The 25,918-nt window shown below is 44.3% G+C and carries 38 protein-coding genes; 35 read left to right on the forward strand and 3 right to left on the reverse strand.

Going from position 1 to position 25,918, the window contains the following annotated elements:
• Positions 1 to 21: 21 nt before the first annotated feature.
• The 6 genes from rpoC (at position 22) to tuf (ending at position 8,581) form a co-directional block, all read left to right on the forward strand.
• Positions 22 to 3,615, forward strand: a complete 3,594-nt coding sequence (gene rpoC, locus C509_RS0120045; RefSeq protein ID WP_018708720.1) for a DNA-directed RNA polymerase subunit beta' — start codon at positions 22 to 24, stop codon at positions 3,613 to 3,615.
• A gap of 232 nt (positions 3,616 to 3,847) precedes the next feature.
• On the forward strand, positions 3,848 to 4,096 hold the full coding sequence (locus tag C509_RS0120050; protein ID WP_018708721.1) for a 50S ribosomal protein L7ae-like protein: 249 nt from the start codon (positions 3,848 to 3,850) through the stop codon (positions 4,094 to 4,096).
• A 110-nt stretch (positions 4,097 to 4,206) separates the two neighbouring features.
• On the forward strand, positions 4,207 to 4,626 hold the full coding sequence (gene rpsL, locus C509_RS0120055) for a 30S ribosomal protein S12 (RefSeq protein WP_018708722.1): 420 nt from the start codon (positions 4,207 to 4,209) through the stop codon (positions 4,624 to 4,626).
• A gap of 39 nt (positions 4,627 to 4,665) precedes the next feature.
• Positions 4,666 to 5,136, forward strand: coding sequence for a 30S ribosomal protein S7 (rpsG, locus tag C509_RS0120060; protein WP_018708723.1), 471 nt, complete (start codon positions 4,666 to 4,668; stop codon positions 5,134 to 5,136).
• Between the two features lie 49 nt (positions 5,137 to 5,185).
• Positions 5,186 to 7,261, forward strand: a complete 2,076-nt coding sequence (fusA, locus tag C509_RS0120065) for an elongation factor G (protein WP_018708724.1) — start codon at positions 5,186 to 5,188, stop codon at positions 7,259 to 7,261.
• Between the two features lie 132 nt (positions 7,262 to 7,393).
• Positions 7,394 to 8,581, forward strand: a complete 1,188-nt coding sequence (tuf, locus tag C509_RS0120070) for an elongation factor Tu (RefSeq protein WP_018708725.1) — start codon at positions 7,394 to 7,396, stop codon at positions 8,579 to 8,581.
• 680 nt (positions 8,582 to 9,261) lie between these two features.
• Here the strand turns inward: tuf and C509_RS0120075 are convergent.
• The 3 genes from C509_RS0120075 to C509_RS0120085 are packed head-to-tail and all read right to left on the reverse strand — an operon-like array spanning position 9,262 to position 11,869.
• Positions 9,262 to 10,206, reverse strand: a complete 945-nt coding sequence (locus C509_RS0120075; protein ID WP_018708726.1) for a metal ABC transporter solute-binding protein, Zn/Mn family — start codon at positions 10,204 to 10,206, stop codon at positions 9,262 to 9,264.
• 56 nt (positions 10,207 to 10,262) lie between these two features.
• Positions 10,263 to 11,099, reverse strand: a complete 837-nt coding sequence (locus C509_RS0120080) for a metal ABC transporter permease (protein ID WP_169509273.1) — start codon at positions 11,097 to 11,099, stop codon at positions 10,263 to 10,265.
• Between the two features lie 20 nt (positions 11,100 to 11,119).
• Positions 11,120 to 11,869 carry a metal ABC transporter ATP-binding protein gene (locus C509_RS0120085; RefSeq protein ID WP_018708728.1) on the reverse strand — a complete coding sequence of 250 codons (750 nt, stop codon included), beginning with the start codon at positions 11,867 to 11,869 and terminating at the stop codon, positions 11,120 to 11,122.
• 442 nt (positions 11,870 to 12,311) lie between these two features.
• Here C509_RS0120085 and rpsJ point away from each other — a divergent pair, with 442 nt between their 5' ends.
• The 29 genes from rpsJ to rpsK are packed head-to-tail and all read left to right on the forward strand — an operon-like array spanning position 12,312 to position 25,749.
• On the forward strand, positions 12,312 to 12,620 hold the full coding sequence (gene rpsJ, locus C509_RS0120090; protein WP_018708729.1) for a 30S ribosomal protein S10: 309 nt from the start codon (positions 12,312 to 12,314) through the stop codon (positions 12,618 to 12,620).
• 35 nt (positions 12,621 to 12,655) lie between these two features.
• Entirely contained in the window at positions 12,656 to 13,285 is a 630-nt protein-coding gene (gene rplC / locus C509_RS0120095; RefSeq protein WP_018708730.1) for a 50S ribosomal protein L3, read from the forward strand.
• A gap of 29 nt (positions 13,286 to 13,314) precedes the next feature.
• Positions 13,315 to 13,938 carry a 50S ribosomal protein L4 gene (rplD, locus tag C509_RS0120100; RefSeq protein ID WP_018708731.1) on the forward strand — a complete coding sequence of 208 codons (624 nt, stop codon included), beginning with the start codon at positions 13,315 to 13,317 and terminating at the stop codon, positions 13,936 to 13,938.
• Positions 13,938 to 14,222: a 50S ribosomal protein L23 gene (gene rplW, locus C509_RS0120105; protein WP_018708732.1), complete on the forward strand. Its 285-nt coding sequence runs from the start codon at positions 13,938 to 13,940 to the stop codon at positions 14,220 to 14,222. The genes rplD and rplW overlap by 1 nt, the downstream gene beginning before the upstream one ends.
• A 37-nt stretch (positions 14,223 to 14,259) precedes the next feature.
• Positions 14,260 to 15,093: a 50S ribosomal protein L2 gene (gene rplB, locus C509_RS0120110; protein WP_018708733.1), complete on the forward strand. Its 834-nt coding sequence runs from the start codon at positions 14,260 to 14,262 to the stop codon at positions 15,091 to 15,093.
• A gap of 60 nt (positions 15,094 to 15,153) precedes the next feature.
• Entirely contained in the window at positions 15,154 to 15,432 is a 279-nt protein-coding gene (gene rpsS / locus C509_RS0120115; protein WP_018708734.1) for a 30S ribosomal protein S19, read from the forward strand.
• Between the two features lie 18 nt (positions 15,433 to 15,450).
• Positions 15,451 to 15,792 (forward strand): 50S ribosomal protein L22, encoded by a 342-nt coding sequence (gene rplV / locus C509_RS0120120; RefSeq protein ID WP_018708735.1) that lies wholly within the window; start codon positions 15,451 to 15,453, stop codon positions 15,790 to 15,792.
• Positions 15,793 to 15,795: 3 nt separating this feature from the next.
• Positions 15,796 to 16,452, forward strand: coding sequence for a 30S ribosomal protein S3 (gene rpsC, locus C509_RS0120125; protein WP_018708736.1), 657 nt, complete (start codon positions 15,796 to 15,798; stop codon positions 16,450 to 16,452).
• A gap of 2 nt (positions 16,453 to 16,454) precedes the next feature.
• Entirely contained in the window at positions 16,455 to 16,889 is a 435-nt protein-coding gene (gene rplP / locus C509_RS0120130) for a 50S ribosomal protein L16 (protein ID WP_018708737.1), read from the forward strand.
• The gene (rpmC, locus tag C509_RS0120135; RefSeq protein ID WP_018708738.1) at positions 16,879 to 17,082 is read left to right on the forward strand and encodes a 50S ribosomal protein L29; all 204 of its coding nucleotides are present in this window, start codon (positions 16,879 to 16,881) and stop codon (positions 17,080 to 17,082) included. The genes rplP and rpmC overlap by 11 nt, the downstream gene beginning before the upstream one ends.
• 19 nt (positions 17,083 to 17,101) lie before the next feature.
• Complete coding sequence (rpsQ, locus tag C509_RS0120140) at positions 17,102 to 17,365, forward strand: 30S ribosomal protein S17 (RefSeq protein ID WP_018708739.1); 264 nt, start codon at positions 17,102 to 17,104, stop codon at positions 17,363 to 17,365.
• Between the two features lie 40 nt (positions 17,366 to 17,405).
• Positions 17,406 to 17,774, forward strand: coding sequence for a 50S ribosomal protein L14 (gene rplN / locus C509_RS0120145; RefSeq protein WP_018708740.1), 369 nt, complete (start codon positions 17,406 to 17,408; stop codon positions 17,772 to 17,774).
• Between the two features lie 41 nt (positions 17,775 to 17,815).
• On the forward strand, positions 17,816 to 18,181 hold the full coding sequence (gene rplX / locus C509_RS0120150) for a 50S ribosomal protein L24 (RefSeq protein WP_018708741.1): 366 nt from the start codon (positions 17,816 to 17,818) through the stop codon (positions 18,179 to 18,181).
• A 23-nt stretch (positions 18,182 to 18,204) separates the two neighbouring features.
• Positions 18,205 to 18,744, forward strand: a complete 540-nt coding sequence (gene rplE / locus C509_RS0120155; RefSeq protein ID WP_018708742.1) for a 50S ribosomal protein L5 — start codon at positions 18,205 to 18,207, stop codon at positions 18,742 to 18,744.
• A 21-nt stretch (positions 18,745 to 18,765) separates the two neighbouring features.
• A complete protein-coding gene (locus C509_RS0120160) occupies positions 18,766 to 18,951 on the forward strand; it encodes a type Z 30S ribosomal protein S14 (RefSeq protein ID WP_018708743.1) in 186 nt (61 codons plus the stop codon).
• Positions 18,952 to 18,980: 29 nt separating this feature from the next.
• A complete protein-coding gene (gene rpsH / locus C509_RS0120165; RefSeq protein WP_018708744.1) occupies positions 18,981 to 19,379 on the forward strand; it encodes a 30S ribosomal protein S8 in 399 nt (132 codons plus the stop codon).
• A gap of 28 nt (positions 19,380 to 19,407) precedes the next feature.
• A complete protein-coding gene (rplF, locus tag C509_RS0120170; protein WP_018708745.1) occupies positions 19,408 to 19,944 on the forward strand; it encodes a 50S ribosomal protein L6 in 537 nt (178 codons plus the stop codon).
• 30 nt (positions 19,945 to 19,974) lie between these two features.
• On the forward strand, positions 19,975 to 20,337 hold the full coding sequence (gene rplR, locus C509_RS0120175) for a 50S ribosomal protein L18 (protein WP_018708746.1): 363 nt from the start codon (positions 19,975 to 19,977) through the stop codon (positions 20,335 to 20,337).
• A gap of 20 nt (positions 20,338 to 20,357) precedes the next feature.
• Entirely contained in the window at positions 20,358 to 20,858 is a 501-nt protein-coding gene (rpsE, locus tag C509_RS0120180; RefSeq protein ID WP_018708747.1) for a 30S ribosomal protein S5, read from the forward strand.
• Positions 20,859 to 20,871: 13 nt separating this feature from the next.
• A complete protein-coding gene (rpmD, locus tag C509_RS0120185) occupies positions 20,872 to 21,054 on the forward strand; it encodes a 50S ribosomal protein L30 (RefSeq protein WP_018708748.1) in 183 nt (60 codons plus the stop codon).
• Between the two features lie 28 nt (positions 21,055 to 21,082).
• Positions 21,083 to 21,523 (forward strand): 50S ribosomal protein L15, encoded by a 441-nt coding sequence (gene rplO / locus C509_RS0120190; protein WP_018708749.1) that lies wholly within the window; start codon positions 21,083 to 21,085, stop codon positions 21,521 to 21,523.
• Positions 21,523 to 22,815 (forward strand): preprotein translocase subunit SecY, encoded by a 1,293-nt coding sequence (gene secY / locus C509_RS0120195; protein ID WP_018708750.1) that lies wholly within the window; start codon positions 21,523 to 21,525, stop codon positions 22,813 to 22,815. Before rplO ends, secY begins: the two co-directional genes overlap by 1 nt.
• A 43-nt stretch (positions 22,816 to 22,858) precedes the next feature.
• A complete protein-coding gene (locus tag C509_RS0120200) occupies positions 22,859 to 23,509 on the forward strand; it encodes an adenylate kinase (protein ID WP_018708751.1) in 651 nt (216 codons plus the stop codon).
• Positions 23,509 to 24,255, forward strand: coding sequence for a type I methionyl aminopeptidase (gene map, locus C509_RS0120205; protein WP_018708752.1), 747 nt, complete (start codon positions 23,509 to 23,511; stop codon positions 24,253 to 24,255). Before C509_RS0120200 ends, map begins: the two co-directional genes overlap by 1 nt.
• A gap of 15 nt (positions 24,256 to 24,270) precedes the next feature.
• Positions 24,271 to 24,606 (forward strand): KOW domain-containing RNA-binding protein, encoded by a 336-nt coding sequence (locus tag C509_RS0120210; protein ID WP_018708753.1) that lies wholly within the window; start codon positions 24,271 to 24,273, stop codon positions 24,604 to 24,606.
• Positions 24,584 to 24,802, forward strand: a complete 219-nt coding sequence (infA, locus tag C509_RS0120215; RefSeq protein WP_018708754.1) for a translation initiation factor IF-1 — start codon at positions 24,584 to 24,586, stop codon at positions 24,800 to 24,802. The genes C509_RS0120210 and infA overlap by 23 nt, the downstream gene beginning before the upstream one ends.
• Positions 24,803 to 24,838: 36 nt before the next feature.
• Positions 24,839 to 24,952, forward strand: coding sequence for a 50S ribosomal protein L36 (gene rpmJ, locus C509_RS0120220; RefSeq protein WP_016205879.1), 114 nt, complete (start codon positions 24,839 to 24,841; stop codon positions 24,950 to 24,952).
• Positions 24,953 to 24,970: 18 nt separating this feature from the next.
• Complete coding sequence (gene rpsM / locus C509_RS0120225) at positions 24,971 to 25,336, forward strand: 30S ribosomal protein S13 (RefSeq protein WP_018708755.1); 366 nt, start codon at positions 24,971 to 24,973, stop codon at positions 25,334 to 25,336.
• Positions 25,337 to 25,359: 23 nt separating this feature from the next.
• A complete protein-coding gene (gene rpsK / locus C509_RS0120230; protein ID WP_018708756.1) occupies positions 25,360 to 25,749 on the forward strand; it encodes a 30S ribosomal protein S11 in 390 nt (129 codons plus the stop codon).
• Positions 25,750 to 25,918: the final 169 nt, after the last annotated feature.

Genomic DNA, 25,918 nt, shown 5'->3' on the forward strand with positions numbered 1-25,918 from the left:
ATGAAAAGGGAGGTAGGCCCCTTGCTGGATGTAAATAATTTCGAGTATATGAAAATCGGCCTTGCTTCGCCGGATAAGATCCGCTCATGGTCTTTTGGTGAGGTTAAAAAGCCGGAAACGATCAACTATAGAACTTTAAAACCTGAGAAGGACGGTCTTTTTTGCGAGCGAATATTCGGTCCGACAAAAGACTGGGAATGTCACTGCGGGAAATACAAACGAGTACGCTATAAAGGAGTCGTTTGTGACCGCTGTGGTGTTGAAGTGACAAGGGCGAAAGTCCGTCGGGAGCGCATGGGGCACATCGAGCTTGCTGCCCCTGTCTCTCACATTTGGTACTTCAAAGGAATTCCAAGCCGGATGGGGCTTCTGTTGGATATGTCCCCAAGGGCACTGGAAGAAATTATTTATTTTGCTTCTTACGTAGTGACAGATCCTGGAGACACTACATTAGAGAAGAAACAGCTTTTATCTGAAAGGGAATATCGTGCTTATCGTGAAAAGTACGGATCCACTTTCACTGCAGGAATGGGAGCGGAAGCCATTAAAAAGCTTCTCCAAGATGTGGATCTTGACAAAGAAGTTGAGTTTCTGAAGGAAGAGCTGAAGACAGCACAGGGCCAACGGCGTACGCGTGCTATCAGAAGGCTTGAAGTGCTGGAAGCATTCCGCCATTCCGGAAACCATCCAGATTGGATGGTGCTGGATGTCCTTCCGGTCATTCCACCGGAATTGCGCCCGATGGTTCAGCTTGAGGGTGGCCGGTTTGCTACATCGGATCTGAACGACTTATACCGTCGTGTAATTAACCGGAACAACCGTCTAAAAAGGCTCTTGGATCTGGGAGCTCCTGGCATCATCGTTCAAAATGAGAAGAGGATGCTCCAGGAAGCTGTTGATGCTCTCATCGATAATGGACGGAGAGGGCGCCCAGTGACTGGACCGGGAAACCGTCCACTCAAATCCCTGTCACATATGCTGAAAGGAAAGCAAGGCCGCTTCCGCCAAAACTTGCTCGGTAAACGGGTCGACTATTCAGGACGTTCCGTTATCGTTGTTGGACCAAGCCTTAAAATGTATCAATGCGGTCTTCCGAAAGAAATGGCTTTGGAACTGTTCAAGCCGTTTGTCATGAAGGAACTCGTTGAAAAAGGGCTGGCTCATAATATTAAAAGTGCGAAGCGTAAAATTGAGCGTGTTCATCCGGAAGTTTGGGATGTACTGGAAGAAGTCATCCGAGAACATCCGGTGCTCCTGAACCGTGCACCGACCTTGCACAGGCTGGGAATTCAGGCGTTTGAACCGACCCTTGTCGAGGGAAGAGCGATCCGCCTTCACCCGCTTGTATGTACGGCTTATAATGCTGACTTTGACGGCGACCAAATGGCTGTCCATGTTCCGTTATCCGCCGAAGCCCAGGCAGAAGCGAGATTGCTGATGCTTGCTGCACAAAACATCTTGAACCCAAGGGACGGCAAGCCGGTTGTTACACCATCCCAGGATATGGTTCTCGGGAATTATTATCTGACTTTGGAACGTGAAGGCGCTGCTGGTGAGGGTATGGTGTTTGGCAATGCAGATGAGGCTCTTCTTGCGTACCATAACGGATATATACACCTGCATTCACGGATTGCCATTCATGTGGATTCTCTTCCAAATGAGAGGTTCTCTGAGGAGCAGAGGAAAAAATTATTGGTTACGACCATGGGTAAAATCATTTTCAATGAAATTTTGCCTCATTCGTTCCCATATATCAATGAACCGACAAAAGAAAACCTTGAACAGAACACCCCTGAAAAGTATTTTGTCGACACAACCGAAAACGTTGCGGAATTCATTAAAAAACAACCATTGGTTAAACCATTCAAAAAGAAAATTCTTGGGAATATCATTGCCGAGATTTTTAAAAGGTTCCAAATCACCGAGACTTCCAAAATGCTTGACAGCATGAAGAATCTTGGATTCAAATATTCTACAAAAGCAGGGATCACAGTTGGGGTATCTGATATTGTTGTCCTTGCCGAAAAAGAGACAATTCTTGAGGAAGCACAGACGAAAGTTGATAACGTCCTGAAACAGTTCAAGCGGGGCCTTATCACAGATGAAGAACGCTATGACCGAGTCATTTCCATCTGGAGCTCTGCAAAAGACGAAATTCAAGATAAACTGATGGAGTCCTTGGAAAATCTTAACCCGATTTACATGATGAGTGATTCCGGTGCCCGGGGTAACCCTTCCAACTTTACCCAACTGGCGGGTATGCGCGGACTCATGGCTAACCCGGCGGGACGGATTATCGAACTTCCAATCAAATCGAGCTTCCGGGAAGGGTTGACAGTACTCGAGTACTTTATCTCTACCCATGGAGCGCGTAAAGGATTGGCGGATACCGCTCTGAAGACAGCCGACTCAGGTTACTTGACAAGGAGATTGGTTGACGTTGCGCAGGATGTCATCGTCCGAGAAGATGACTGTGGTACGGATCGAGGCTTGTTAGTTGCAGCACTAAAAGACGGTACAGAAGAAATCGAGTCTTTGGAAGAAAGGCTGATTGGCCGGTTTGCCCGCAAGAAAGTTGTTCATCCTGATACAGGGGATATCATTATCAATGAGAATACGCTTATCACGGAAGATACAGCGAAAGAAATTGTCGACGCGGGAATCGATAAAGTATGGATCCGCTCAGCATTCACATGTAATGCCCGCCACGGCGTTTGTAAAAAATGTTACGGCCGCAATCTCGCAACTGGCTCAGTAGTGGATGTCGGGGAAGCGGTGGGAATCATCGCTGCCCAGTCAATCGGAGAACCGGGTACCCAGCTTACGATGAGGACCTTCCATACAGGAGGGGTCGCAGGAGACGATATCACGCAAGGTCTTCCGCGTATTCAGGAATTGTTCGAAGCCCGTAACCCTAAAGGTCAGGCTGTCATTTCTGAAATCAGCGGCGTGGTCACTGCCATAAATGAAGGCAGGGACCGCCAGCATGAAATTGTCATCCAGGGTGAAATTGAAAGTAAAACATACAATGCGCCGTACACAGCCCGTTTGCGTGTGGCAGTGAATGACCGGGTGGAGCGCGGGCAGGAATTGACCGAAGGGTCCATCGATCCTAAGGAATTGTTGCGCGCTAAAGATGTGGCGGCCGTACAAGAGTATCTTTTACTTGAAGTGCAAAAGGTTTACCGGATGCAAGGTGTTGAAATTGGCGACAAGCACATCGAAGTGATGGTTCGCCAAATGTTGCGGAAAGTGAGAGTCACGGATGCAGGAGACACCGATGTACTGCCGGGAACATTGCTTGATATTCACCAGTTTACGGATGCGAACGAAAGAGTGTTGCTTGAAGGAAATCAGCCTGCAACCGGACGCCCGGTATTGCTCGGTATCACCAAAGCATCACTTGAGACGGATTCCTTCCTGTCAGCAGCATCATTCCAGGAAACAACACGCGTGTTGACAGATGCGGCCATCAAAGGCAAGCGGGATGAACTGCTTGGCTTGAAGGAGAATGTCATAATCGGAAAACTGGTTCCGGCTGGAACTGGAATGCAGCGCTACAGAAGAGCAGGCGCTGTACTGAAGAAAGAGGAAGACGCAGTCAACGTAGAATAACAGTGGGGGCCGCCGGCAATACTGCCGGCGGATTCTCATAAAAAAAGATAGTCTCTATTGGCAGAGCAACTGTTTAATGGAGGATCATCTTGTCTGTCTGCACAAGACAGGGCGCTTGCGCGTTTCTCAAGTAATATTTTCCCTTTTATTGTTGACATTGAAAATAGCAGATGGTACTATATTCAAGGTGATCCTATCATAAAAAACCTGTAGCTTTGGAGGATGCGTAAAATTGTCTTATGAAAAAGTATTGCAGGATGCAAATGTGATAATAGGAACAAAGCAAACAGTAAGGGCTCTGAAATCAGGTCATGCGAAGAAAGTTTTCGTTGCACAGGATGCCGATCCGCGAATTACGGATAACATCATTGATACAGCAAAAGAGCTGGATGTACCCGTAACCAAGGTCGACTCCATGAAAAAACTTGGTAAAGCATGCGGAATTGATGTAGGAGCGGCAGCTGTTGCCATCATTCACTAAAGGTGTTTTTGCAAGAGGTATTTGTTTGCCTGCAAAAACTTGTTTTTTTGCTTTAAAAAGAACCACCTGGATGTGTGGGTCTACAGAAAACCGGAAAGGAGGAAGCATTCATGCCTACAATTAACCAATTGGTACGTAAACCAAGAAAGTCAAAAGTGACTACTTCTGACTCACCAGCACTTAACAAAGGGTACAACAGCTTCAAGAAGGCGAGCACTAACGTTTCTTCTCCACAAAAGCGAGGCGTATGTACTCGTGTTGGTACAATGACACCTAAAAAACCGAACTCTGCTCTTCGTAAATATGCCCGTGTTCGTTTGACAAACGGAATCGAGGTAACTGCTTATATTCCAGGAATCGGACATAATCTTCAAGAGCACAGCGTTGTATTGATCCGCGGCGGACGTGTTAAAGACCTTCCTGGTGTCCGTTATCATATCGTTCGTGGTGCGCTTGACACTGCTGGGGTTGAAAACCGTGCACAAAGCCGTTCCAAATACGGTACAAAACGTCCTAAAGAGAAAAAATAAGATTAGATATATTCACTGTTTGTGAAAGGAGGAACCTCAATGCCACGTAAAGGACCAGTCGCTAAAAGAGATGTGCTTCCTGATCCATTGTACAACTCTAAGCTCGTTACACGTCTGATCAACAAATTGATGATTGACGGTAAGAGAGGAAAAGCACAAACTATCCTATATTCAGCATTTAATCTAGTTCAAGAAAGAAGCGGAAAGGACCCAATGGAGGTCTTCGACCAAGCTTTGAAAAACATCATGCCGGTCTTGGAAGTAAGAGCACGCCGTGTAGGTGGAGCCAACTACCAAGTACCAGTTGAAGTGCGTCCGGAACGCCGTTCAACATTAGGTCTACGCTGGTTGGTGAACTACGCACGTCTTCGTGGAGAAAAAACCATGGAAGAGCGTCTAGCCAATGAAATTCTTGATGCTGCTAATAACAGCGGAGCTTCAGTTAAGAAGCGTGAAGATACACATAAAATGGCTGAGGCAAACAAAGCATTTGCCCACTATCGCTGGTAATATTTATAACTATTTATTAACTAGATAAACTAGGAAGGAGAAAGACGAGATGCCTAGAGAGTTCTCCTTAGAAAAGACTCGTAATATCGGAATCATGGCTCACATTGATGCCGGTAAAACAACGACTACCGAGCGCATCCTTTTCTATACAGGGCGAATCCATAAAGTGGGCGAAACTCACGAAGGTGCTTCCCAGATGGACTGGATGGAACAAGAGCAGGAGCGTGGAATCACAATTACTTCCGCCGCTACAACAGCGCAGTGGAAAGGATACCGCGTTAATATCATTGATACTCCTGGTCACGTAGACTTCACTGTTGAAGTTGAACGTTCCTTAAGAGTTCTTGACGGAGCTGTAACTGTTCTTGATGCACAATCAGGTGTTGAACCGCAAACTGAAACAGTTTGGCGTCAAGCAACAACTTACGGAGTTCCACGAATTGTTTTCGTTAATAAAATGGATAAAATTGGCGCGGACTTTTTATATGCAGTAAAAACTTTGCACGATCGTCTGGATGCCAATGCACATCCGATCCAGCTCCCAATTGGTGCGGAAGACACATTCAGAGGTGTTGTAGACCTTGTTGAAATGAAAGCTTGGATCTATGAAGGCGACGTGCTGGATGCCACTGAATCAGAGATTCCGGAGGATCTTAAAGATCAAGCGGAAGAGATGCGTGCCAGCTTAATTGAAGCTGTCGCAGACCTTGACGAAGAGCTCATGATGAAATATCTGGAAGGGGAAGAAATCTCCAACGAAGAGCTTAAAGCGGCAATCCGCGCGGCAACTTTGAAAGTAGAATTCTACCCTGTACTTTGTGGAACAGCTTTCAAAAACAAAGGCGTACAGCCAGTTCTTGATGCTGTTTTAGACTATCTTCCAGCGCCGACTGATATCGAATCCATTAAAGGAATTGTGCCTGGAACTGATGAAGAAGTAGAACGTCATGCAGATGACAATGAGCCATTCTCAGCTCTTGCATTTAAAGTTATGACAGACCCTTATGTCGGTCGTTTGACATTCTTCCGTGTGTACTCAGGTACACTTGAATCCGGTTCTTATGTACAAAACTCCACTAAAGGAAAACGTGAAAGAATCGGTCGTATTCTTCAAATGCACGCGAACCACCGTGAAGAGATCACGACTGCATACAGCGGTGACATCGCAGCAGCGGTTGGATTGAAAGATACAGGTACCGGGGATACACTTTGTGACGAAAAGAATTTAGTAATTCTCGAGTCTATGGAATTCCCTGAGCCGGTTATCACTGTAGCTATCGAACCTAAATCTAAAGCGGACCAAGATAAGATGGGCGCAGCTCTTGCTAAATTGCAGGAAGAAGACCCAACTTTCCGTGCAGAAACAAACGTGGAAACAGGCCAAGTTGAAATTGCCGGTATGGGTGAGCTTCATCTGGACATTATCGTTGACCGCTTGAAGCGTGAATTCAAAGTCGAAGCTAACGTTGGTGCACCACAGGTTTCTTACCGTGAGACTTTCCGTACTTCGGCTCAAGTTGAAGGTAAGTTCGTACGCCAATCTGGTGGACGCGGACAGTTCGGTCACGTTTGGATCGAATTCTCTCCAAATGAAGCTGGTAAAGGCTTTGAATTCGAGAATGCTATTGTTGGTGGTGTTGTTCCTCGTGAATACATCCCAGCTGTCCAAGCAGGATTGGAAGATGCAATGGCTAACGGTGTAATTGCAGGATATCCGCTCATCGATGTAAAGGCTAAACTTTATGACGGTTCTTACCACGATGTTGACTCCAGTGAGATGGCATTTAAAATTGCTGCTTCCCTTGCTTTAAGAAACGCAGTGAAAAAATGTGATCCGGTATTATTGGAGCCAATCATGAAGGTCGAAGTTGTAGTTCCGGAAGAGTATCTCGGAGATACAATGGGAGACGTCACTTCACGCCGTGGCCGCGTTGAAGGCATGGAAGCAAGAGGAAACGCACAAGTGGTTAAAGCTTTCGTTCCACTTTCCGAAATGTTCGGTTACGCGACATCCCTCCGCTCCAATACACAGGGACGCGGTACGTACACAATGCATTTTGATCACTATGAAGAAGTGCCAAAATCCATCGCTGAAGAGATCATCAAAAAAAATAGCGGTGAATAATTGATTTTATTACATCTATCAAGTATAACTACTAATAGATGATATTCGGGCGGCTTTGAAGAGGGGGAAACTTCTTCCTTTGAAGCGCTCGCCAATACTTACTATTTTTTAAAATTAAAGGAGGATTTCCTAATGGCTAAGGAAAAATTTGATCGTTCCAAAGAACATGCGAATATCGGTACAATCGGTCACGTTGACCATGGTAAAACAACTTTGACTGCTGCTATTGCTACAGTTCTTTCAAAAAAATTAGGTGGGGAAGCTAAGTCTTACGACCAAGTTGACAACGCTCCTGAAGAAAAAGAGCGTGGAATCACAATCTCCACTTCTCACATCGAGTATGAAACTGAAAAGCGCCACTATGCGCACGTTGACTGCCCAGGACACGCTGACTATGTTAAAAACATGATCACTGGCGCTGCGCAAATGGACGGAGCTATCCTTGTTGTATCAGCTGCTGACGGCCCAATGCCACAAACTCGTGAGCATATCCTTCTTTCCCGTCAAGTAGGTGTTCCTTACATCGTTGTATTCATGAACAAATGCGACATGGTTGACGATGAAGAACTTCTTGAATTGGTAGAAATGGAGATCCGCGATCTTCTTTCTGAATATGAGTTCCCTGGAGACGACCTTCCTGTAGTTAAAGGTTCTGCTCTTAAAGCTCTTGAAGGAGAAGCTGAGTGGGAAGACAAAATCATTGAATTGATGAACGCTGTTGACGAGTACATCCCAACTCCAGAGCGTGAAACTGACAAACCATTCATGATGCCTGTTGAGGACGTATTCTCTATCACTGGTCGTGGAACAGTTGCAACTGGTCGTGTTGAGCGCGGACAAGTAAAAGTCGGTGACGAAGTAGAAATCATCGGTCTTGCTGAAGAGTCCAAGAAAACTACTGTAACTGGAGTAGAAATGTTCCGTAAGCTTCTTGACTATGCTGAAGCTGGGGACAACATTGGTGCGCTTCTGCGTGGTGTAGCGCGTGAAGACATCCAACGTGGGCAAGTATTGGCTGCACCAGGATCTATCACTCCACACACTAAATTTAAATCTGAAGTTTACGTTCTTTCTAAAGAAGAAGGTGGACGTCATACTCCATTCTTCTCTAACTATCGCCCTCAGTTCTACTTCCGTACAACTGACGTAACTGGAATCATCAACCTTCCAGAGGGAGTAGAAATGGTTATGCCTGGAGACAACGTAGAAATGACAGTAGAACTTATTTCTCCAATCGCGATTGAAGAAGGAACAAAATTCTCAATCCGTGAAGGTGGACGTACAGTAGGCGCTGGCGTCGTTGCTTCCATCGAAAAATAATAAAGCTTTTAAATAAGGGCCCTTTAATAAACGCGCAGAGATTTCTCTGCGCGTTTTCTTTGCTTGAAAAATGTTTGGAGCGGTCATGGTATTGACGATGCCTGATTAAATTGATTGTAAGTAATATTGTACCTGTGATGGGGCGCTAGTAGAGAGCGAAGGCGCCCGTCGTTTAATCTGGTAAACCGGTCACCAATGGTGGTTAAAGGAGCCCGAATATGGGCTCAGCTCAATTAAATGGTCACTAATAGTGAGAGAAGATGCCCGTAAAGCTGCTAAATTCGCAAGCCGGTCACTATTAAAGCGTCAACATTCGCATCTTCTAGATTAGATGAAAAGTCAGTCATCAGTTTAGTTCATCTGACCCGGATCGGTATCGCGAAGCTTGTTTATCCAATGAAAAAACCCGGAAAAAGCTCCGGGTTTTTCATACATATAAATTACTTTGTTCAGTCCAGCTCCAGTGCGTGCTAATCGGAGCCAAAAACCAGCAAGGAAGATTGTATAGCTTATCCGAGGAAGTAATGCTCTTGAAGCATAGTCCCATAACCCTAGAGAACACACGAAGTTGAATTCTATAGCTTGGCTAGGGGTCTGTCTCTTCGAAAACCGTCCCTTGATTGTCCGCGAGGAGCAAGGCACTTGCTCTTTCTTACATCAAGACAATTGTCATAATCTAACTACTTGCTTAACTCATCATAAATTAGGTTAATGTTATAGTTCAGGTACTTAACGTACGTATCGACTTCATCTCCGGGTTTTCCAATTTCATCAGAATAAATCGGTTTTTTTGCAAACGGGACTCCCGTTTCTTTTGAGACTGTTTCCATTGGTCTTGGATCCACATTAGATTCAATGAAAAGTACCGGCACCTCATGTTCTTTAATAATGCTGACAAGTGATTTAATTTGTTGGGGCGATCCGTTTTCTTCTGTATCGATGGCCCAGATATATCCTTCTTTCAAGCCGTAATGTGCTGTCATGTACTGGAATGCCCGTTCACTTGTTACAAGTATCCGTTTATTTTCCGGAATTTCATTTATTTTTTCCTCGTATTCTTTATCAATTTCTTTTAGCCTCGCAATATATTCATCGGCTCTTTTTTTGTAATTCTCTTTTCGTCCAGGATCTTTTTCCATGAAAGCATCCCTCATATCCTCGGCCATTTTGATGCCGACCGCCGGATCTATGAATGCGTGAGGATTAATTTCTTCTTCTTTTCCGCTGTCATCGGTCAAATACATTGGTTCCACACGCTCCGTCAGACTGTAGATATTTTCTTTTTTTTGTCCGACTGAATCGATCATTTTAAAAAACCAGCCATCTTTTCCACCTTCTAGATTCAAACCGTTGTAGAATAGAATATCTGCATCCGTGGCTTTTTTGATATCTTCAGGAAGAGGTTCATATTCATGCGGATCAGTACCGGTTGGAACAAGATTATGAACCTCTACATCATCTCCGCCAATTTCCCTTGCCAGATCTGTAATGATTGTAAAAGACGAAACGACTTTTAATGGTTTATCCTTAGAAGATCCGCTTGTCTCCTGACTTTCATTCTTGCCGCAGGCAGCGAGAAGCATTACTGCTATGCCTGCTGTAAAAATCCACTTTAATAACTTCATAAATTATCCCTGCCTTCATTGTTTTCATTATTAGGATGTCGGACATGCGCCGATATTTAGTTCATTGCGGCTTTTTTTCTGCTGCCTTTGAGTAAGCGCCAAATGATTCCCTGTTTGGGGGAAAAGACAAAAGCGATTGCAAAAATAGCTGTCGTTGCCAAAGCAATGACTGGTCCTGATGGCAAATTGTAGGCGAAGCTGAAATACAGCCCAATGATTGACGATAAAGCACCAAAGATGGCAGCCAGAACAATCATTGTAGATAAACGATTTGTTAGAAGGTAAGCTGTTGATGCCGGTGTGATCAACATGGATACTACCAGAATGACACCTACTGTCTGTAAAGAAGCGACTGTTACAAGTGTTAGAAGAACCATAATGCCATAATGAATCAAGCGGGTTTTCAAACCGTATGCCGCAGCCATCGTCTCATCGAAGCTTGAAACAAGCAGTTCTTTGTAAAAAAGTATAACGGCCAAGATGACAATGCTGCCGACGATCAATGTAAGCCACATATCTGAAGAACGGACGGAAATGACATTCCCAAAAAGAATCTGTGTAAGATCCGTCGCACTTTTGGCCTCGGTGATCAAGATGATTCCCAAAGCGAACATGGCGGAGAATACAAGCCCGATCGAAGAATCATTTTTTACCCGGCTATTTTGGCTTATCACTCCGATGCCAAGGGAAGTCAGCACACCCGTCACAACTGCTCCGTAGAAATAATTGATTCCCAACATATAAGATATGGCGACGCCTGGAAGAACTGCGTGTGAGATGGCATCTCCCATCAGTGCCATTCCGCGAAGGATGATAAAGCTGCCAATCACGCCACAAATAATTCCGACCATGACAGACGTGATAAAAGCTTTCTGTAAAAATTCATAAGCCATTAGATCATTTATGAATTCCACTATACTCCTACCCCCAGACTTCCTAACATGCTGAGTGGTGCTTTGTAGGCAGCCTGCATCAATTCCGGCCGAAAGACGCGATCTACAGGCCCTGCCCCGATCAATTCCTTATTAATAAGAATCAGATCATCGAAATAATGTTCTACCTTTGTCAAATCATGGTGGACAACAAATACTGTCTTACCTTGGTCTCTTAAACTTTTTAATATGTTAATGATGACTTCTTCACTGGAAACATCAATTCCGACAAATGGTTCATCCAGGAAGAAAAGCTCTGCCCTTTGAGCAAGAGATCGTGCAAGAAAGACACGTTGCTGCTGACCGCCTGACAACTCACCAATTTGGCTGTTCGCAAAGTTCTCCATCCCAACTTTTGCTAGACATTCTATCGCCCACTCTTTGTCTTTTTTTGTTGGACGGCGAAAAAGTCCAAGCTTGGGATAAGTGCCAAGAAGTACCGTATCTTTTACCACAATTGGAAAATCCCAATCAATATTGGAGCGCTGAGGAACGTAAGCAATTTTTTTTCTTATTTCTTGAATAGGTCTTCCTCCGATTTCAATGCCGCCGCTGTCTTTCGGAATCAGTCCGAGCATCGCTTTCATCATCGTTGATTTTCCGGCGCCGTTTGGTCCGATAATGCCGATCAGTTTACCCGTTTCAATGGTGAAATTGATATCACGAAGCACTTCATTCCCATGATAAGAAACGTGGAGGTGACTGACCGTTAAATTGTTTTTGTTCATCATGAATCACCTTCTTCTCTAACTGTGTTTATTTATTTAAAGCAATTAAAGCAAATATCCGATTATTGCCCGAGAGACAAATAGTTGCCCTAGGGAAACTTATTAACCATAATATACAAACCAAGAGGATTTGTAAACTATTTTTAGGCAAAAAATTTGTCTTTATAAAAATCAAGGGTACAAACTTATCCGAAAAAATCGAGAGGAATTCCAATGTTGAAAAATTGTTGGAACGTCTGTATAATAAAACAGTCAAATTAGCGGCATTATTTCTTGTTTCATATTGCAATGGCTCTCTATTGTATGTATAATGTATAATGTTGGTCATTTGACAGCAATGATGCGGAAGGTTGCCGACACACCCGGCCGCTTTGCCATGGCGAGTGTGGGGGAAATTTCTGCGGAGTATGTCTATTTTTAAAATAGGCGAAAAGGAGGGAAAGTAATGGCAAAACAAAAAATCCGGATTAGATTAAAGGCTTATGATCACAGAATTTTGGATCAGTCAGCAGAAAAGATTGTAGAAACGGCAAAACGTTCAGGTGCAAATGTATCAGGACCGATTCCGCTTCCGACAGAGAAATCTGTTTACACAATCTTGCGTGCGGTTCATAAATACAAAGACTCCCGCGAGCAATTTGAAATGCGGACACATAAACGCCTGATCGATATCATCAGCCCAACACCACAAACTGTGGATTCGTTGATGAGACTTGACTTGCCATCCGGCGTAGACATTGAAATCAAACTTTAATAAATATTAATGAAAGAAAGCAGGAGGTGTAACTCATGGCCAAAGGAATCTTAGGTAGAAAAATAGGTATGACGCAGATTTTTGCTGAAGACGGACAACTGCTCCCTGTAACAGTTGTAGAGGCTGCTCCTAACGTTGTTCTTCAAAAGAAAACAGTGGAGACGGACGGATACGAAGCTGTTCAAATTGGTTTTGAAGACAAGCGCGAAAAGCTAGCCAACAAACCTGAAAAAGGGCACGTTGCCAAAGCGGAAACTGCACCTAAGCGCTTCGTACGTGAGTTGAAAAACGTAAATCTAGATGAATATGAAGTTGGTCAAGAGGTCAAAGTTGATATTTTCGCAGATGGCGATGTAGTGGATGTAACAGGAATTTCTAAAGGGAAAGGTTTCCAAGGTGTTATTAAACGCCACGGCCAAGGCCGCGGACCAATGTCCCACGGTTCCCACTTCCACCGTAGCCCTGGATCAATGGGTGCTGTTGACCCAGCTCGTGTATTCAAACAAAAGAAATTGCCTGGACAAATGGGCGGACAGAAAATTACTGTTCAAAACCTTCAAATTGTCAAGGTTGATGCAGAACGCAATCTTCTTTTGATCAAAGGAAATGTTCCTGGACCGAAAAAAGCATTGCTTGAAATCAAAACTGGAATCAAAGTTAAATAAATAATTTCGTAAGGAAAGGAGGAAATGAAATGCCAAAAGTAGCCGTATATAATCAAGAAGGTTCTAAAGTTGGAGAGTTGGATCTCAACGAATCTATTTTTGGGATCGAGCCAAACAACCATGTTTTGTTTGAAGCGATTGTTATGCAACAAGCTTCATTAAGACAAGGTACATCTAAAGTGAAAACACGTTCAGAAGTGCGCGGCGGCGGACGCAAGCCATGGCGTCAAAAAGGAACAGGCAGAGCACGCCAAGGATCTATCCGCTCACCACAATGGCGCGGTGGTGGAACAGTATTCGGACCAGTTCCACGCAGCTACAGCTACAAGCTTCCTAAGAAAGTACGCCGTCTGGCCATCAAATCAGCGCTATCTGCAAAAGTACAGGAGGAAAGCATCCTTGTAGTAGAGGCATTAACTTTCGATGCTCCTAAAACAAAGGAATTTGCTAAGGTTTTGAAAAACCTTCCGGTCGGCAAAAAAGCGTTGGTTGTTACTGATGTTCAAGAAGACAATGTGGCACTTTCCGCAAGAAACATTCCAGGAGTTACTGTGATCGATGCAAACAGCATCAACGTACTTGACGTTGTTGGACATGAGACATTGATCCTGACGAAAGCCGCAGTTGAAAAAGTCGAGGAGGTGCTTGGGTAATGGATGCACGTGACGTTATAAAGCGCCCCGTAATCACAGAGCGTTCCATGGACATGACAGCTGACAAAAAGTATACTTTCGAAGTTGACGTCAGAGCCAACAAAACACAGGTTAAAGACGCAGTCGAAAGTATCTTTGATGTAAAAGTCGCAAAAGTCAATGTCATGAACTACAAAGGGAAATTTAAACGTATGGGCCGTTTTGCAGGCTATACAAACAAACGCCGCAAAGCAGTGGTCACTTTGACTGAAGACAGTAAAGAAATCGAGTTCTTTGAAGTTTAATCTTTAATCTTTTAATAAAAGTAGAGGAGGGAAAAAAATGGCGATCAAAAAATATAAACCTACCTCCAACGGTCGACGCAACATGACTAGCTTGGATTTTTCCGAGATTACTACTGATAAACCGGAAAAAACATTGCTTGCGCCTCTTAACAGAAAAGGCGGCCGTAACAGCCAAGGTAGGACTACAGTTCGTCATCGCGGAGGCGGTCATAAACGCCAATATCGTATCATCGACTTCAAACGCAACAAAGATGGTATACCCGGACGCGTTGCTACTATCGAATACGATCCGAACCGTTCCGCAAACATTGCTTTGATCCACTATAATGATGGTGAAAAGCGTTATATTCTAGCTCCAAAAAACCTTCAAGTAGGCATGGAAATCATGTCTGGTCCTGAAGCTGACATCAAAGTAGGAAATGCTCTTCCGCTTTCTTCCATTCCGGTTGGTACAGTTGTACACAACATCGAGTTGAAACCTGGTAAAGGTGGCCAACTTATCCGTTCCGCTGGAACTTCAGCTCAGGTTCTTGGTAAAGAAGGTACAAAATATGTGCTTGTCCGTTTGAACTCAGGTGAAGTGCGCATGATCCTTGCTACTTGCCGTGCAACAGTCGGTGAAGTGGGTAATGAGCAGCATGAGCTTGTAACAATCGGTAAAGCAGGTCGTTCACGCTGGTTGGGCAGACGTCCTCACGTTCGCGGTTCCGTTAAGAACCCTAACGACCATCCACATGGTGGAGGGGAAGGAAGATCACCAATCGGTCGCAAGTCTCCTGTTACTCCTTGGGGTAAACCAACTCTTGGTTACAAAACAAGGAAGAAAACAAACAAGTCGGATAAATTTATCGTCCGCCGCCGTAAAAAATAACGAGGTTGTCCTACGGTTCTTTTATCGGACCGTAGCGCAATCACGAAGGGAGGTACTAGCATGGGTCGTAGCCTAAAAAAAGGACCTTTTGTAGATGAGCATTTGATGAAAAAAGTTGAGAACTTAAATGAATCTGACAAGAAACAAGTGATCAAAACTTGGTCTCGCCGTTCCACAATTTTCCCGGTGTTTGTCGGACATACAATCGCAGTCTATGATGGACGCAAGCATGTTCCAGTTTACATCAGTGAAGATATGGTTGGCCACAAGCTCGGTGAATTTGCGCCAACTCGTACTTATAGAGGTCATGCCGCAGATGACAAAAAAACAAGACGCTAATGAGAGGAGGGCATCCTAATGCAAGCAAAAGCTGTTGCTAGAACAGTTAGAATTGCTCCTCGTAAAGCACGCCTGGTCGTCGATCTTATTCGAGGAAAGCAAGTAGGCGAAGCAATTGCCATCTTGAAGCATACTCCAAAAGCAGCTTCTCCGGTTGTAGAAAAGCTTTTGAAGTCTGCTGTAGCAAATGCAGAGCATAACTATGACATGGACGTAAACAACCTTTTAGTATCGAAAGTATATGTTGATGAAGGTCCGACAATGAAACGTTTTAGACCACGTGCTCAAGGTAGAGCTAGCCAAATCAACAAACGAACAAGCCACATTACAATTGTGGTATCAGAACAGAAGGAGGGGTAGTTCGTGGGTCAAAAAGTAAACCCTATTGGAATGCGTATCGGCATTATTCGTGATTGGGAATCCAAGTGGTACGCAGACAAAGAATACGCAACTTTACTTCACGAAGATATAAAGGTGCGTGAATACATCGAAAATCGTCTCAAAGACGCTTCGGTTTCCAAAATTGAAATCGAACGTGCTGCAAACCGCATCAACATCACTGTCCACACAGCCAAGCCTGGAATGGTTATCGGTAAAGGTGGAAGTGAAGTAGAAGCCCTAAGAAAAGCATTAAACAAGCTTACAGGCAAACGAGTTCATATCAACATCGTTGAAATCAAAAAAGCTGATTTGGATGCGAAACTTGTTGCTGAAAACATCGCTCGTCAATTGGAAAGCCGGATCTCTTTCCGCCGTGCGCAAAAGCAGGCGATCCAGCGTACATTGCGTGCAGGTGCACAAGGTATCAAAACAATGGTTTCCGGCCGACTTGGCGGAGCTGATATCGCTCGTTCGGAACACTACAGCGAAGGAACTGTTCCACTTCACACACTTCGCGCAGATATCGACTATGCACATGCTGAAGCAGATACAACATACGGTAAGCTCGGCGTAAAAGTTTGGATTTACCGTGGAGAGGTCCTTCCAGAAAAGAAAAAGTCTGAGGAAGGAGGAAATTAATCATGTTAATGCCTAAAAGAGTGAAATACCGTCGTCCACATCGTGGAAACATGCGCGGTAAAGCAAAAGGCGGCACTGAAGTAGCATTCGGTGAATACGGTCTTCAAGCTCTTGAAGCTTCTTGGATCACAAACCGCCAAATTGAAGCAGCAAGGATCGCCATGACACGTTATATGAAACGTGGCGGTAAAGTATGGATTAAAATTTTCCCTCATAAAGCTTATACAGCTAAACCTTTGGAAGTACGGATGGGTTCCGGTAAAGGGGCTCCTGAAGGCTGGGTAGCTGTAGTAAAACCCGGCAAGATCATGTTTGAAATTGCTGGTGTATCTGAAGAGGTGGCTCGTGAAGCACTTCGTCTTGCATCCCACAAACTTCCAGTAAAATGTAAGTTTGTTAAACGAGAAGAAATTGGTGGTGAACGAAATGAAGGCTAAAGAAATCCGTGATTTGACCACTGCCGAAGTTGAACAGAATATCAAGTCTTTAAAGGAAGAGTTATTTAACCTTCGCTTCCAGCTAGCTACAGGGCAATTGGAAAATACCGCCCGCATCCGAGAGGTCCGCAAAGGGATCGCCCGCATGAAAACGATCATTCGTGAAAGAGAGATCGGCATAACCAATCGATAGGTGAAAGGAGGTTGCGGATATGGCTGAACGCAATCAGCGTAAAGTGTACACAGGTCGTGTTGTCTCCGATAAAATGGATAAAACCGTTACAGTAATGGTTGAAACATATAAAAAACACAGCTTGTATGGGAAACGTGTAAAGTATTCCAAGAAATTCAAAGCTCATGATGAGCAAAACGAAGCTAAAGTTGGGGACATTGTCCGTATTATGGAAACTCGCCCTCTATCGGCTACAAAACGTTTCCGTCTTGTAGAGGTAGTAGAAAAAGCGGTTATCATTTAATATTGTTTCGGATAGTTGAATCCGAAGGGAGGTAAAACAAATGATCCAACAAGAATCCCGTTTGAAAGTAGCTGACAACTCCGGCGCACGTGAAGTGTTGACAATCAAGGTACTTGGTGGTTCTGGGCGCAAAACAGCAAACATCGGTGATGTCATTGTGTGTACGGTGAAAAATGCAACACCAGGTGGCGTTGTCAAAAAAGGTGATGTTGTCAAAGCTGTTATCGTCCGCTCCAAAACAGGTGCACGCCGTCCGGATGGTTCCTACATCAAATTTGATGAAAATGCATGCGTCATTATCCGTGACGATCAGGCTCCAAGAGGAACCCGGATTTTCGGACCAGTGGCCCGCGAGCTCCGCGATAAAAACTTCATGAAAATTGTTTCTCTGGCTCCAGAGGTTCTTTAATATAAATCCATGATTCGGTCACTCAAGGAGGTGCGATTCAAATGCACGTTAAAACAGGCGACAAAGTGATGGTCCTTTCCGGCAAGGATAAAGGGAAAACAGGCACAGTGCTTGCGGCATTCCCTAAAAAAGAACGTGTACTTGTCGAAGGGGTTAACATTGTGAAGAAACATGCGAAACCTTCCCAAGAAAATCCGCAAGGCGGAATTTTTGACAAAGAAGCAGCCATACATGTTTCAAACGTAATGGTCATCGATCCAAAAACAAATGAGCCAACAAGAATCGGTTACAAAAAAGTAACGATTAAAGGCAAAGATGGTGTAGAAAAGGTCAAAAGTGTCCGGGTATCCAAAAAATCCGGTGAAGTTTTAGACAAAGACGTAAAAGACAAGATTATTAGCCAGTAAGCAGAAGAAGGGAGGTACACAAAATGAACCGCCTAAAGGAAAAATATCAAAAAGAAATCACTCCTGCTCTTATGAGCAAGTTTAATTATAAATCTGTCATGCAAGTACCAAAAATTGAAAAGATCGTAATTAACATGGGCGTCGGCGACGCTGTCCAAAATGCTAAAGCACTTGATAATGCAGTGGAAGAACTTTCTTTGATCACAGGTCAAAAACCGGTTGTGACAAGAGCGAAAAAATCCATTGCGGGATTCCGTCTTCGTGAAGGAATGCCGATCGGCGCAAAAGTGACACTTCGCGGCGAGCGCATGTATGAGTTCTTTGACAAATTGGTTTCTGTATCATTGCCACGTGTACGTGACTTCCGTGGAATTTCCAAGAAGGCATTTGACGGACGCGGCAACTATACACTCGGAATCAAAGAGCAGCTCATTTTCCCAGAAATTGATTACGATAAAGTAAACAAAGTTCGCGGAATGGACATCGTCATCGTAACGACAGCAAACACAGACGAAGAAGCGCGCGAACTATTAACTGGATTTGGAATGCCATTTCAAAAGTAATCGTAAAAGGGAGGCGAAATAGTGGCTAAGAAATCAATGGTAGTCAAGCAGAAACGTACGCCTAAGTATAAAGTTCAGGAATACACACGCTGCGAACGTTGCGGTCGTCCGCATTCAGTTCTTCGCAAATTTAAATTATGCCGTATCTGTTTCCGTGAATTAGCCTACAAAGGCCAAATTCCAGGCGTTAAAAAAGCCAGCTGGTAAGCCCGATATTGGGAAGGAGGTAAATATTAATGGTTATGACTGATCCAATTGCAGACTTGCTTACAAGAATTCGAAACGCGAACATGGTCCGCCACGAGAAATTGGAAATTCCAGCTTCTAAAATAAAGAGGGACATTGCTGAAATCCTTAAAAAAGAAGGTTTCATCCGCGATGTAGAATTTATCGAAGATAACAAGCAAGGTATCATCCGCATTTTTCTTAAATATGGAGCGAATAACGAGCGCGTTATTACCGGATTAAAGCGTATCAGCAAACCCGGTCTGCGTGTTTACGCGAAAGCCAATGAAGTTCCAAAAGTATTGAACGGTCTTGGAATTGCGCTTGTATCAACTTCTCAGGGAGTACTTTCTGATAAGGAAGCAAGAGCTAAACAAGTCGGCGGCGAAGTACTCGCATACGTTTGGTAATATAGCAGAAAGAACGGAGGTGCAACACATGTCCCGTATAGGCAAGAAACCAATTGAAATCCCTTCTGGCGTAACAGTGACTCAAGACGGAAATAAAGTGACTGTCAAAGGGCCAAAAGGTGAACTGAGCAACACATTCAATTCAGATATCAATATCAGCATCGAAGACAATGTCATCAACGTGACTCGTCCTTCAGATGCTAAAGAGCACCGCTCCCTACATGGAACAACTCGTTCCCTCATCGCAAACATGGTAGAAGGTGTCTCAAAAGGCTTTGAAAAATCACTTGAGCTTGTCGGTGTCGGTTACCGTGCGCAAAAACAAGGCAAGAAGCTTGTGTTGAACGTCGGCTATTCCCACCCTGTGGAGTTCGATCCGGAAGACGGTATTGAAATTGACGTACCATCCAACACAAAAGTGATCGTCAAAGGCTATAACAAAGAAAGAGTCGGAGCATTAGCTTCTGACATTCGCGCTGTACGTCCTCCTGAGCCATACAAAGGCAAAGGAATTCGCTACGAAGGTGAATATGTACGCCGCAAAGAAGGTAAAACAGGTAAATAAAGCCGCTAGGCATTGAAAGGAGTGACTCGCATGATTACAAAGCTTGATAAGAACAAGGTGCGCAAAAAAAGACACGCACGCGTCCGTACGAAAATCAGCGGAACAGAAGCGCGTCCACGTCTAAGCGTATACCGTTCTAATAAAAACATTTACGCTCAATTGATCGACGATGAAAATGGGGTAACATTAGCAAGTGCCTCCTCTCTTGACAAAGAGCTTAAAATCGAGTCTGCCGGCAATGCAGAGGCTGCCCAAAAAGTGGGAGAGCTCATCGCAAAGCGAGCAGCGGATAAGAAAATCAAATCAGTGGTATTTGACCGCGGCGGTTACTTATACCATGGACGTGTAAAAGCATTAGCTGATGCAGCACGTGAAAATGGACTGGAATTTTAATAAAAGGAGGGACGGACTACATGCGTCAAATTGATGCGAACAAACTTGAACTGGAAGAACGCGTAGTTACAGTAAACCGTGTGGCAAAAGTTGTGAAAGGTGGACGACGCTTCCGCTTTACTGCATTGGTTGTAGTAGGTGATAGGAACGGTCATGTCGGTTTCGGTACCGGAAAAGCACAAGAAGTTCCTGAAGCTATCCGCAAAGCCATTGAAGATGCTAAAAAGAACATGGTTGAAGTACCTTTAGTCGACTCAACTATTCCACATGAAATCATCGGCCGTTACGGTGGTGGGCAAGTATTGCTTAAGCCGGCCAGTGCGGGTACCGGAGTTATTGCAGGAGGACCTGTCCGTGCGGTGCTTGAGCTTGCTGGTGTAGCAGACATCACATCAAAATCCCTTGGATCCAGCACACCGATTAACATGGTTCGTGCAACAGTTGAAGGTATTAAAAACTTGAAACGTGCTGAAGATGTAGCGAAACTTCGCAATAAAACAGTAGAAGAATTGTTAGGTTAAGGAGGGGAAGATTATGGCACAAAAATTAGCAGTCACCCTCAAACGTAGCTTGATTGGACGGACACAAGATCAGCGTGATACTGTAAAAGCACTTGGGTTGCGCAAGCTTCACCAGACAGTCGAACACGATGATAATCCGGCTATTCGGGGAATGATCAACAAAGTTTCCCATCTTGTAGAAGTAAAAGAGCAATAATCATCAAAGAATGAAGGAGGTGCGCAAAATGAAACTTCATGAATTAAAACCTGCTAAAGGGGCTCGCAAAGAGCGCAACCGTGTAGGACGCGGCATTGGTTCAGGCAACGGCAAAACTGCCGGCAGAGGACATAAAGGGCAAAATGCCCGCTCAGGCGGCGGCGTGCGCCTTGGATTCGAAGGTGGCCAAACGCCTTTATTCCAACGTTTGCCTAAGCGCGGTTTCACAAACATTAATCGCAAAGAGTATGCGGTCGTTAACTTGGACGCATTGAACCGCTTTGAAGACGGAACTGAAGTGACTCCTGAACTTTTGATTGAAACTGGAGTTGTTCGGAATGAAAAGTCCGGCATCAAAATTCTTGCGAAAGGTAACATCGAGAAGAAGCTGACAGTAAAAGCGAACAAATTCTCGTCTGCTGCAAAAGAAGCCATTGAAGCTGCCGGCGGTTCAACTGAGGTGGTTTAATGTTTCAAACGATCTCCAACCTTATGCGTGTGCGGGATATAAGGAGAAAAATCATTTTTACCTTATTGATGCTGATCGTCTTTCGGGTCGGTGCTTTCATTCCGGTTCCGAACGTTGATGCAAACGTACTGAAAATGCAAGACCAAGCCAGTTTGTTTGGCTTTATGAATATTTTTGGCGGCGGTGCCCTGCAAAATTTCTCTATTTTTGCGATGGGTATCATGCCGTATATTACGGCATCCATTATCGTCCAACTGTTGCAAATGGATGTCGTGCCAAAATTCACTGAATGGTCCAAGCAAGGTGAAGTGGGAAGGCGTAAACTGGCACAGTTTACCCGCTACTTCACAATTGTTCTTGCTTTCATCCAAGCGTTAGGCATGTCTTTCGGGTTCAATCGGATGACACAGCTTCAGTTGATCAAAGATCCCGGAATCACCACGTATATCACCATTGCCATCGTTTTGACTGCTGGGACAGCGTTTTTGATGTGGCTGGGCGAGCAAATCACATCACATGGCGCAGGGAACGGCATTTCCATCATCATCTTTGCTGGGATTGTTGCTGGAATTCCAAATGCTGTGAACCAGATTTATGCTCAGCAGTTTGAAGGTGCAGGAGACCAATTATTTATACGAATTGTCGTCATGCTGCTCATCCTGCTTGCTGTTATTGCCATCATTGTTGGCGTTGTATTTGTCCAGCAGGCATTGCGTAAAATTCCAATCCAATATGCAAAAAGAGTGGATGGACGCAGCCCTGTCGGAGGACAAAATACACATTTGCCTTTAAAGGTGAATGCCGCTGGAGTTATTCCAGTTATTTTCGCGAGCGCGTTTATTGTTACTCCACAAACGATTACGACATTCTTTGGTTCCAGTGAACTGGCAAGCACGATTCAATCGTTTTTTGACCATACGAAACCAGTCGGAATGATCATTTATGTTGCATTGATTATTGCCTTTACTTATTTTTACGCGTTTGTTCAGGTCAATCCTGAGCAGGTTGCTGAAAATCTGAAGAAGCAGGGCGGTTATATACCGGGAATACGACCGGGCAAAAACACTCAGGAGTACATGACACGTGTTTTGTACAGACTGACTTTTGTCGGTGCAATTTTTCTGGCACTCATATCAATCTTGCCGGTATTTTTTATCAAATTCGCAGGATTGCCTCAGGCTGCCCAAATTGGTGGAACAGGATTGTTAATTGTTGTCGGTGTTGCGCTGGAGACGATGAAACAACTGGAGGCTCAATTAGTCAAGCGCCACTATAAAGGCTTCATTAAATAACAGACGGGTCAGTCTACCCGAATGATAGCAAGGGGCGGTATGAATGAATTTAGTATTGATGGGACTTCCTGGAGCGGGCAAAGGTACACAAGCCGAAAAGATTGTGGAAAAATACAGCATCCCGCACATTTCTACAGGAGATATGTTCCGAGCTGCGATGAGCGAAGGTACGGAGCTTGGCATGCAAGCCAAATCCTTTATGGATAAAGGCGAGCTTGTTCCGGATGAAGTGACAATCGGAATTGTTCGTGAACGCTTGAGCAAAGCGGATTGCGACAATGGATTCCTTTTGGACGGCTTCCCGAGAACAGTCCCGCAGGCCGAAGCTCTTGAAAACATCCTCTCAGAGCTTGGAAGAAAAATTGACTATGTGATCAATATTCAAGTAGACCAAGAAATTCTGATGGAAAGACTGACAGGGCGTCGTATTTGTAAAAGCTGCGGTGCCACTTATCATCTAGTCTTTAACCCGCCTGCCGAAACAGGCACATGTGATCGTTGCGGCGGAGGGCTGTATCAACGTCCTGATGATAATGAAGAAACAGTTCAGAACAGACTTGAAGTAAATGTGAAACAGACACAGCCACTCCTCGATTTTTATCAGGATAAAGGCTATTTGAAAAACATCAATGGGCAGCAGCACATTGATCAGGTCTTCTCTGATATCGATTCACTTCTAAGGGATTTGAAATAATGATTATTTGCAAAACACCTCGAGAGATAGAAATTATGAGAGAAGCGGGAAGAATTGTTGCGCTGACTCATCAAGAGCTGGTAAAGCATATTCAGCCGGAGATCACAACAAGAGAAATCGATTCGATTGCTGAAAAGTTCATTAAAAAGCATGATGCCTATCCATCCTTCCTTGGGTATAACGGTTTTAAAGGAAGTGTCTGTGCGTCTGTGAACGAAGAACTTGTTCACGGTATACCAGGTGACCGTGTCCTGAAGGACGGCGATATCATCACATTGGACATCGGAGCCGAATACAACGGCTATCACGGTGATTCCGCGTGGACTTATGCAGTCGGCAAGATCGATGACGACACACAGAGATTGCTTGATGTTACAGAGGAATCCCTCTATAAAGGCTTGGAAGAAGCGAAGCCGGGCGCTCGTCTTTCGAACATTTCCCATGCGGTTCAAACGTATGTGGAAGCCAATGGATTTTCCATTGTCCGTGAGTATGTAGGGCATGGTATTGGTCAAGGCTTGCATGAGGATCCGCAAATCCCAAACTATGGACATCCGAATAAAGGACCTCGTTTACGACCTGGCATGGTGCTTGCCATTGAACCAATGGTAAATGCTGGCAGCCGCTATGTAAAAACGTTGGCGGACAATTGGACGGTCGTGACGGTTGACGGCAAAATGTGTGCACATTTTGAACACACGATAGCCATTACAGATACGGGTTTTGAGATATTAACAAGATTGTGAGCGCAGGTGATCGGGTTGAAAGAGTCTGATTCGAGCCCTGAGATAGGTCAAATTGTTTCTATCAATAAAGGGCGGGATACCGGGCAGTTCGCGATTGTTATTCAACTCATTGATGAACGGTTTGTTTTTATTGCGGATGGCGACAAACGAAAATTTGATCGCCCCAAAAAGAAAAACATCCAACACCTTCAATGTTATGACTATATTTCTCCGGAGGTGCGCAGCAGTTTGCTGGATACCGGCAAAGTCACTAACGGGAAGTTGCGATGGGCTCTTGGAAAATTCATGGAAGATGTTTTGGAAGCTTTAGAGAAGGGAGACGAGTATGATGGCGAAGGAAGATGTAATTGAAGTTGAAGGCAAGGTAGTTGATACTTTGCCAAATGCCATGTTTAAGGTAGAATTAGAAAATGGTCATACGGTACTTGCACATGTATCAGGGAAGATCCGCATGCATTTCATTCGAATTTTGCCTGGTGATAGAGTAACCGTGGAACTTTCTCCGTACGATTTAACCAGAGGAAGAATCACTTACCGTTTTAAATAAGTGTGCACTTCAGGCTCTTAAGGAGGTTTTTAAAAAATGAAAGTACGGCCATCAGTGAAGCCGATCTGCGAGAAGTGCAAAATCATCCGTAGAAAAGGCAAAGTCATGGTGATCTGTGAAAACCCTAAGCATAAACAAAAACAAGGATAATGAAGGAGGTGCTAATCCATGGCACGTATTGCTGGTGTAGATATTCCACGTGAAAAACGCGTAATAATTGCTTTGACATACATTTATGGAATCGGTCAAAACACGGCTTCTAAAATTCTTGCAGAAGCAGGTGTTTCCGAAGATACACGCGTACGCGACTTGACTGACGACGAACTTGATAAAATCCGCGGAATCATTGACACATTGAAAGTTGAAGGTGACCTTCGCCGTGAAGTGTCTTTGAACGTCAAACGCTTGATGGAAATTGGTTCTTATCGTGGTCTTCGCCACCGCCGCGGACTTCCTGTACGTGGACAAAACACAAAGAACAATGCTCGTACACGTAAAGGACCACGTAAAACTGTAGCAGGTAAGAAAAAATAATAAGTAAAGGAGGTTTTTAATCAATGGCACGCAGAACTAACACTCGTAAACGTCGTGTGAAAAAGAATATTGAAAGTGGGATTGCGCACATCCGCTCCACTTTTAACAATACAATTGTAACAATCACTGATTCTCAAGGTAACGCAGTATCCTGGTCTTCTGCCGGAGCGCTTGGATTCAAAGGATCCCGTAAATCCACTCCATATGCTGCACAAATGGCTGCTGAAACAGCTGCAAAAGCATCCATGGAGCATGGAATGAGAACTCTTGAAGTAACCGTAAAAGGACCTGGCGCAGGACGTGAAGCTGCCATTCGTGCACTTCAAGCTGCCGGACTTGAGGTAACAGCCATCAGGGACGTAACTCCTGTTCCTCATAACGGATGCCGTCCACCAAAACGTCGTCGTGTATAATGAATTTGTATAAATTCTGTATTACCTGTCTATAATGGGGTAATATATGAATTTATCGTGAAAATTCGATTTTTCCTCACCAGTTGTTGCAAAGATGAAATGTAACATGGGGAATTTCGGGCAGTATTTATTGAAATAGTGGCCGGAGTTTCGACGTTTTGAAGGAGGG

It is taken from the genome of Siminovitchia fordii DSM 16014 = CIP 108821 (genome assembly GCF_000374565.1).
In the GTDB taxonomy this organism is placed as follows: domain Bacteria; phylum Bacillota; class Bacilli; order Bacillales; family Bacillaceae_C; genus Siminovitchia; species Siminovitchia fordii.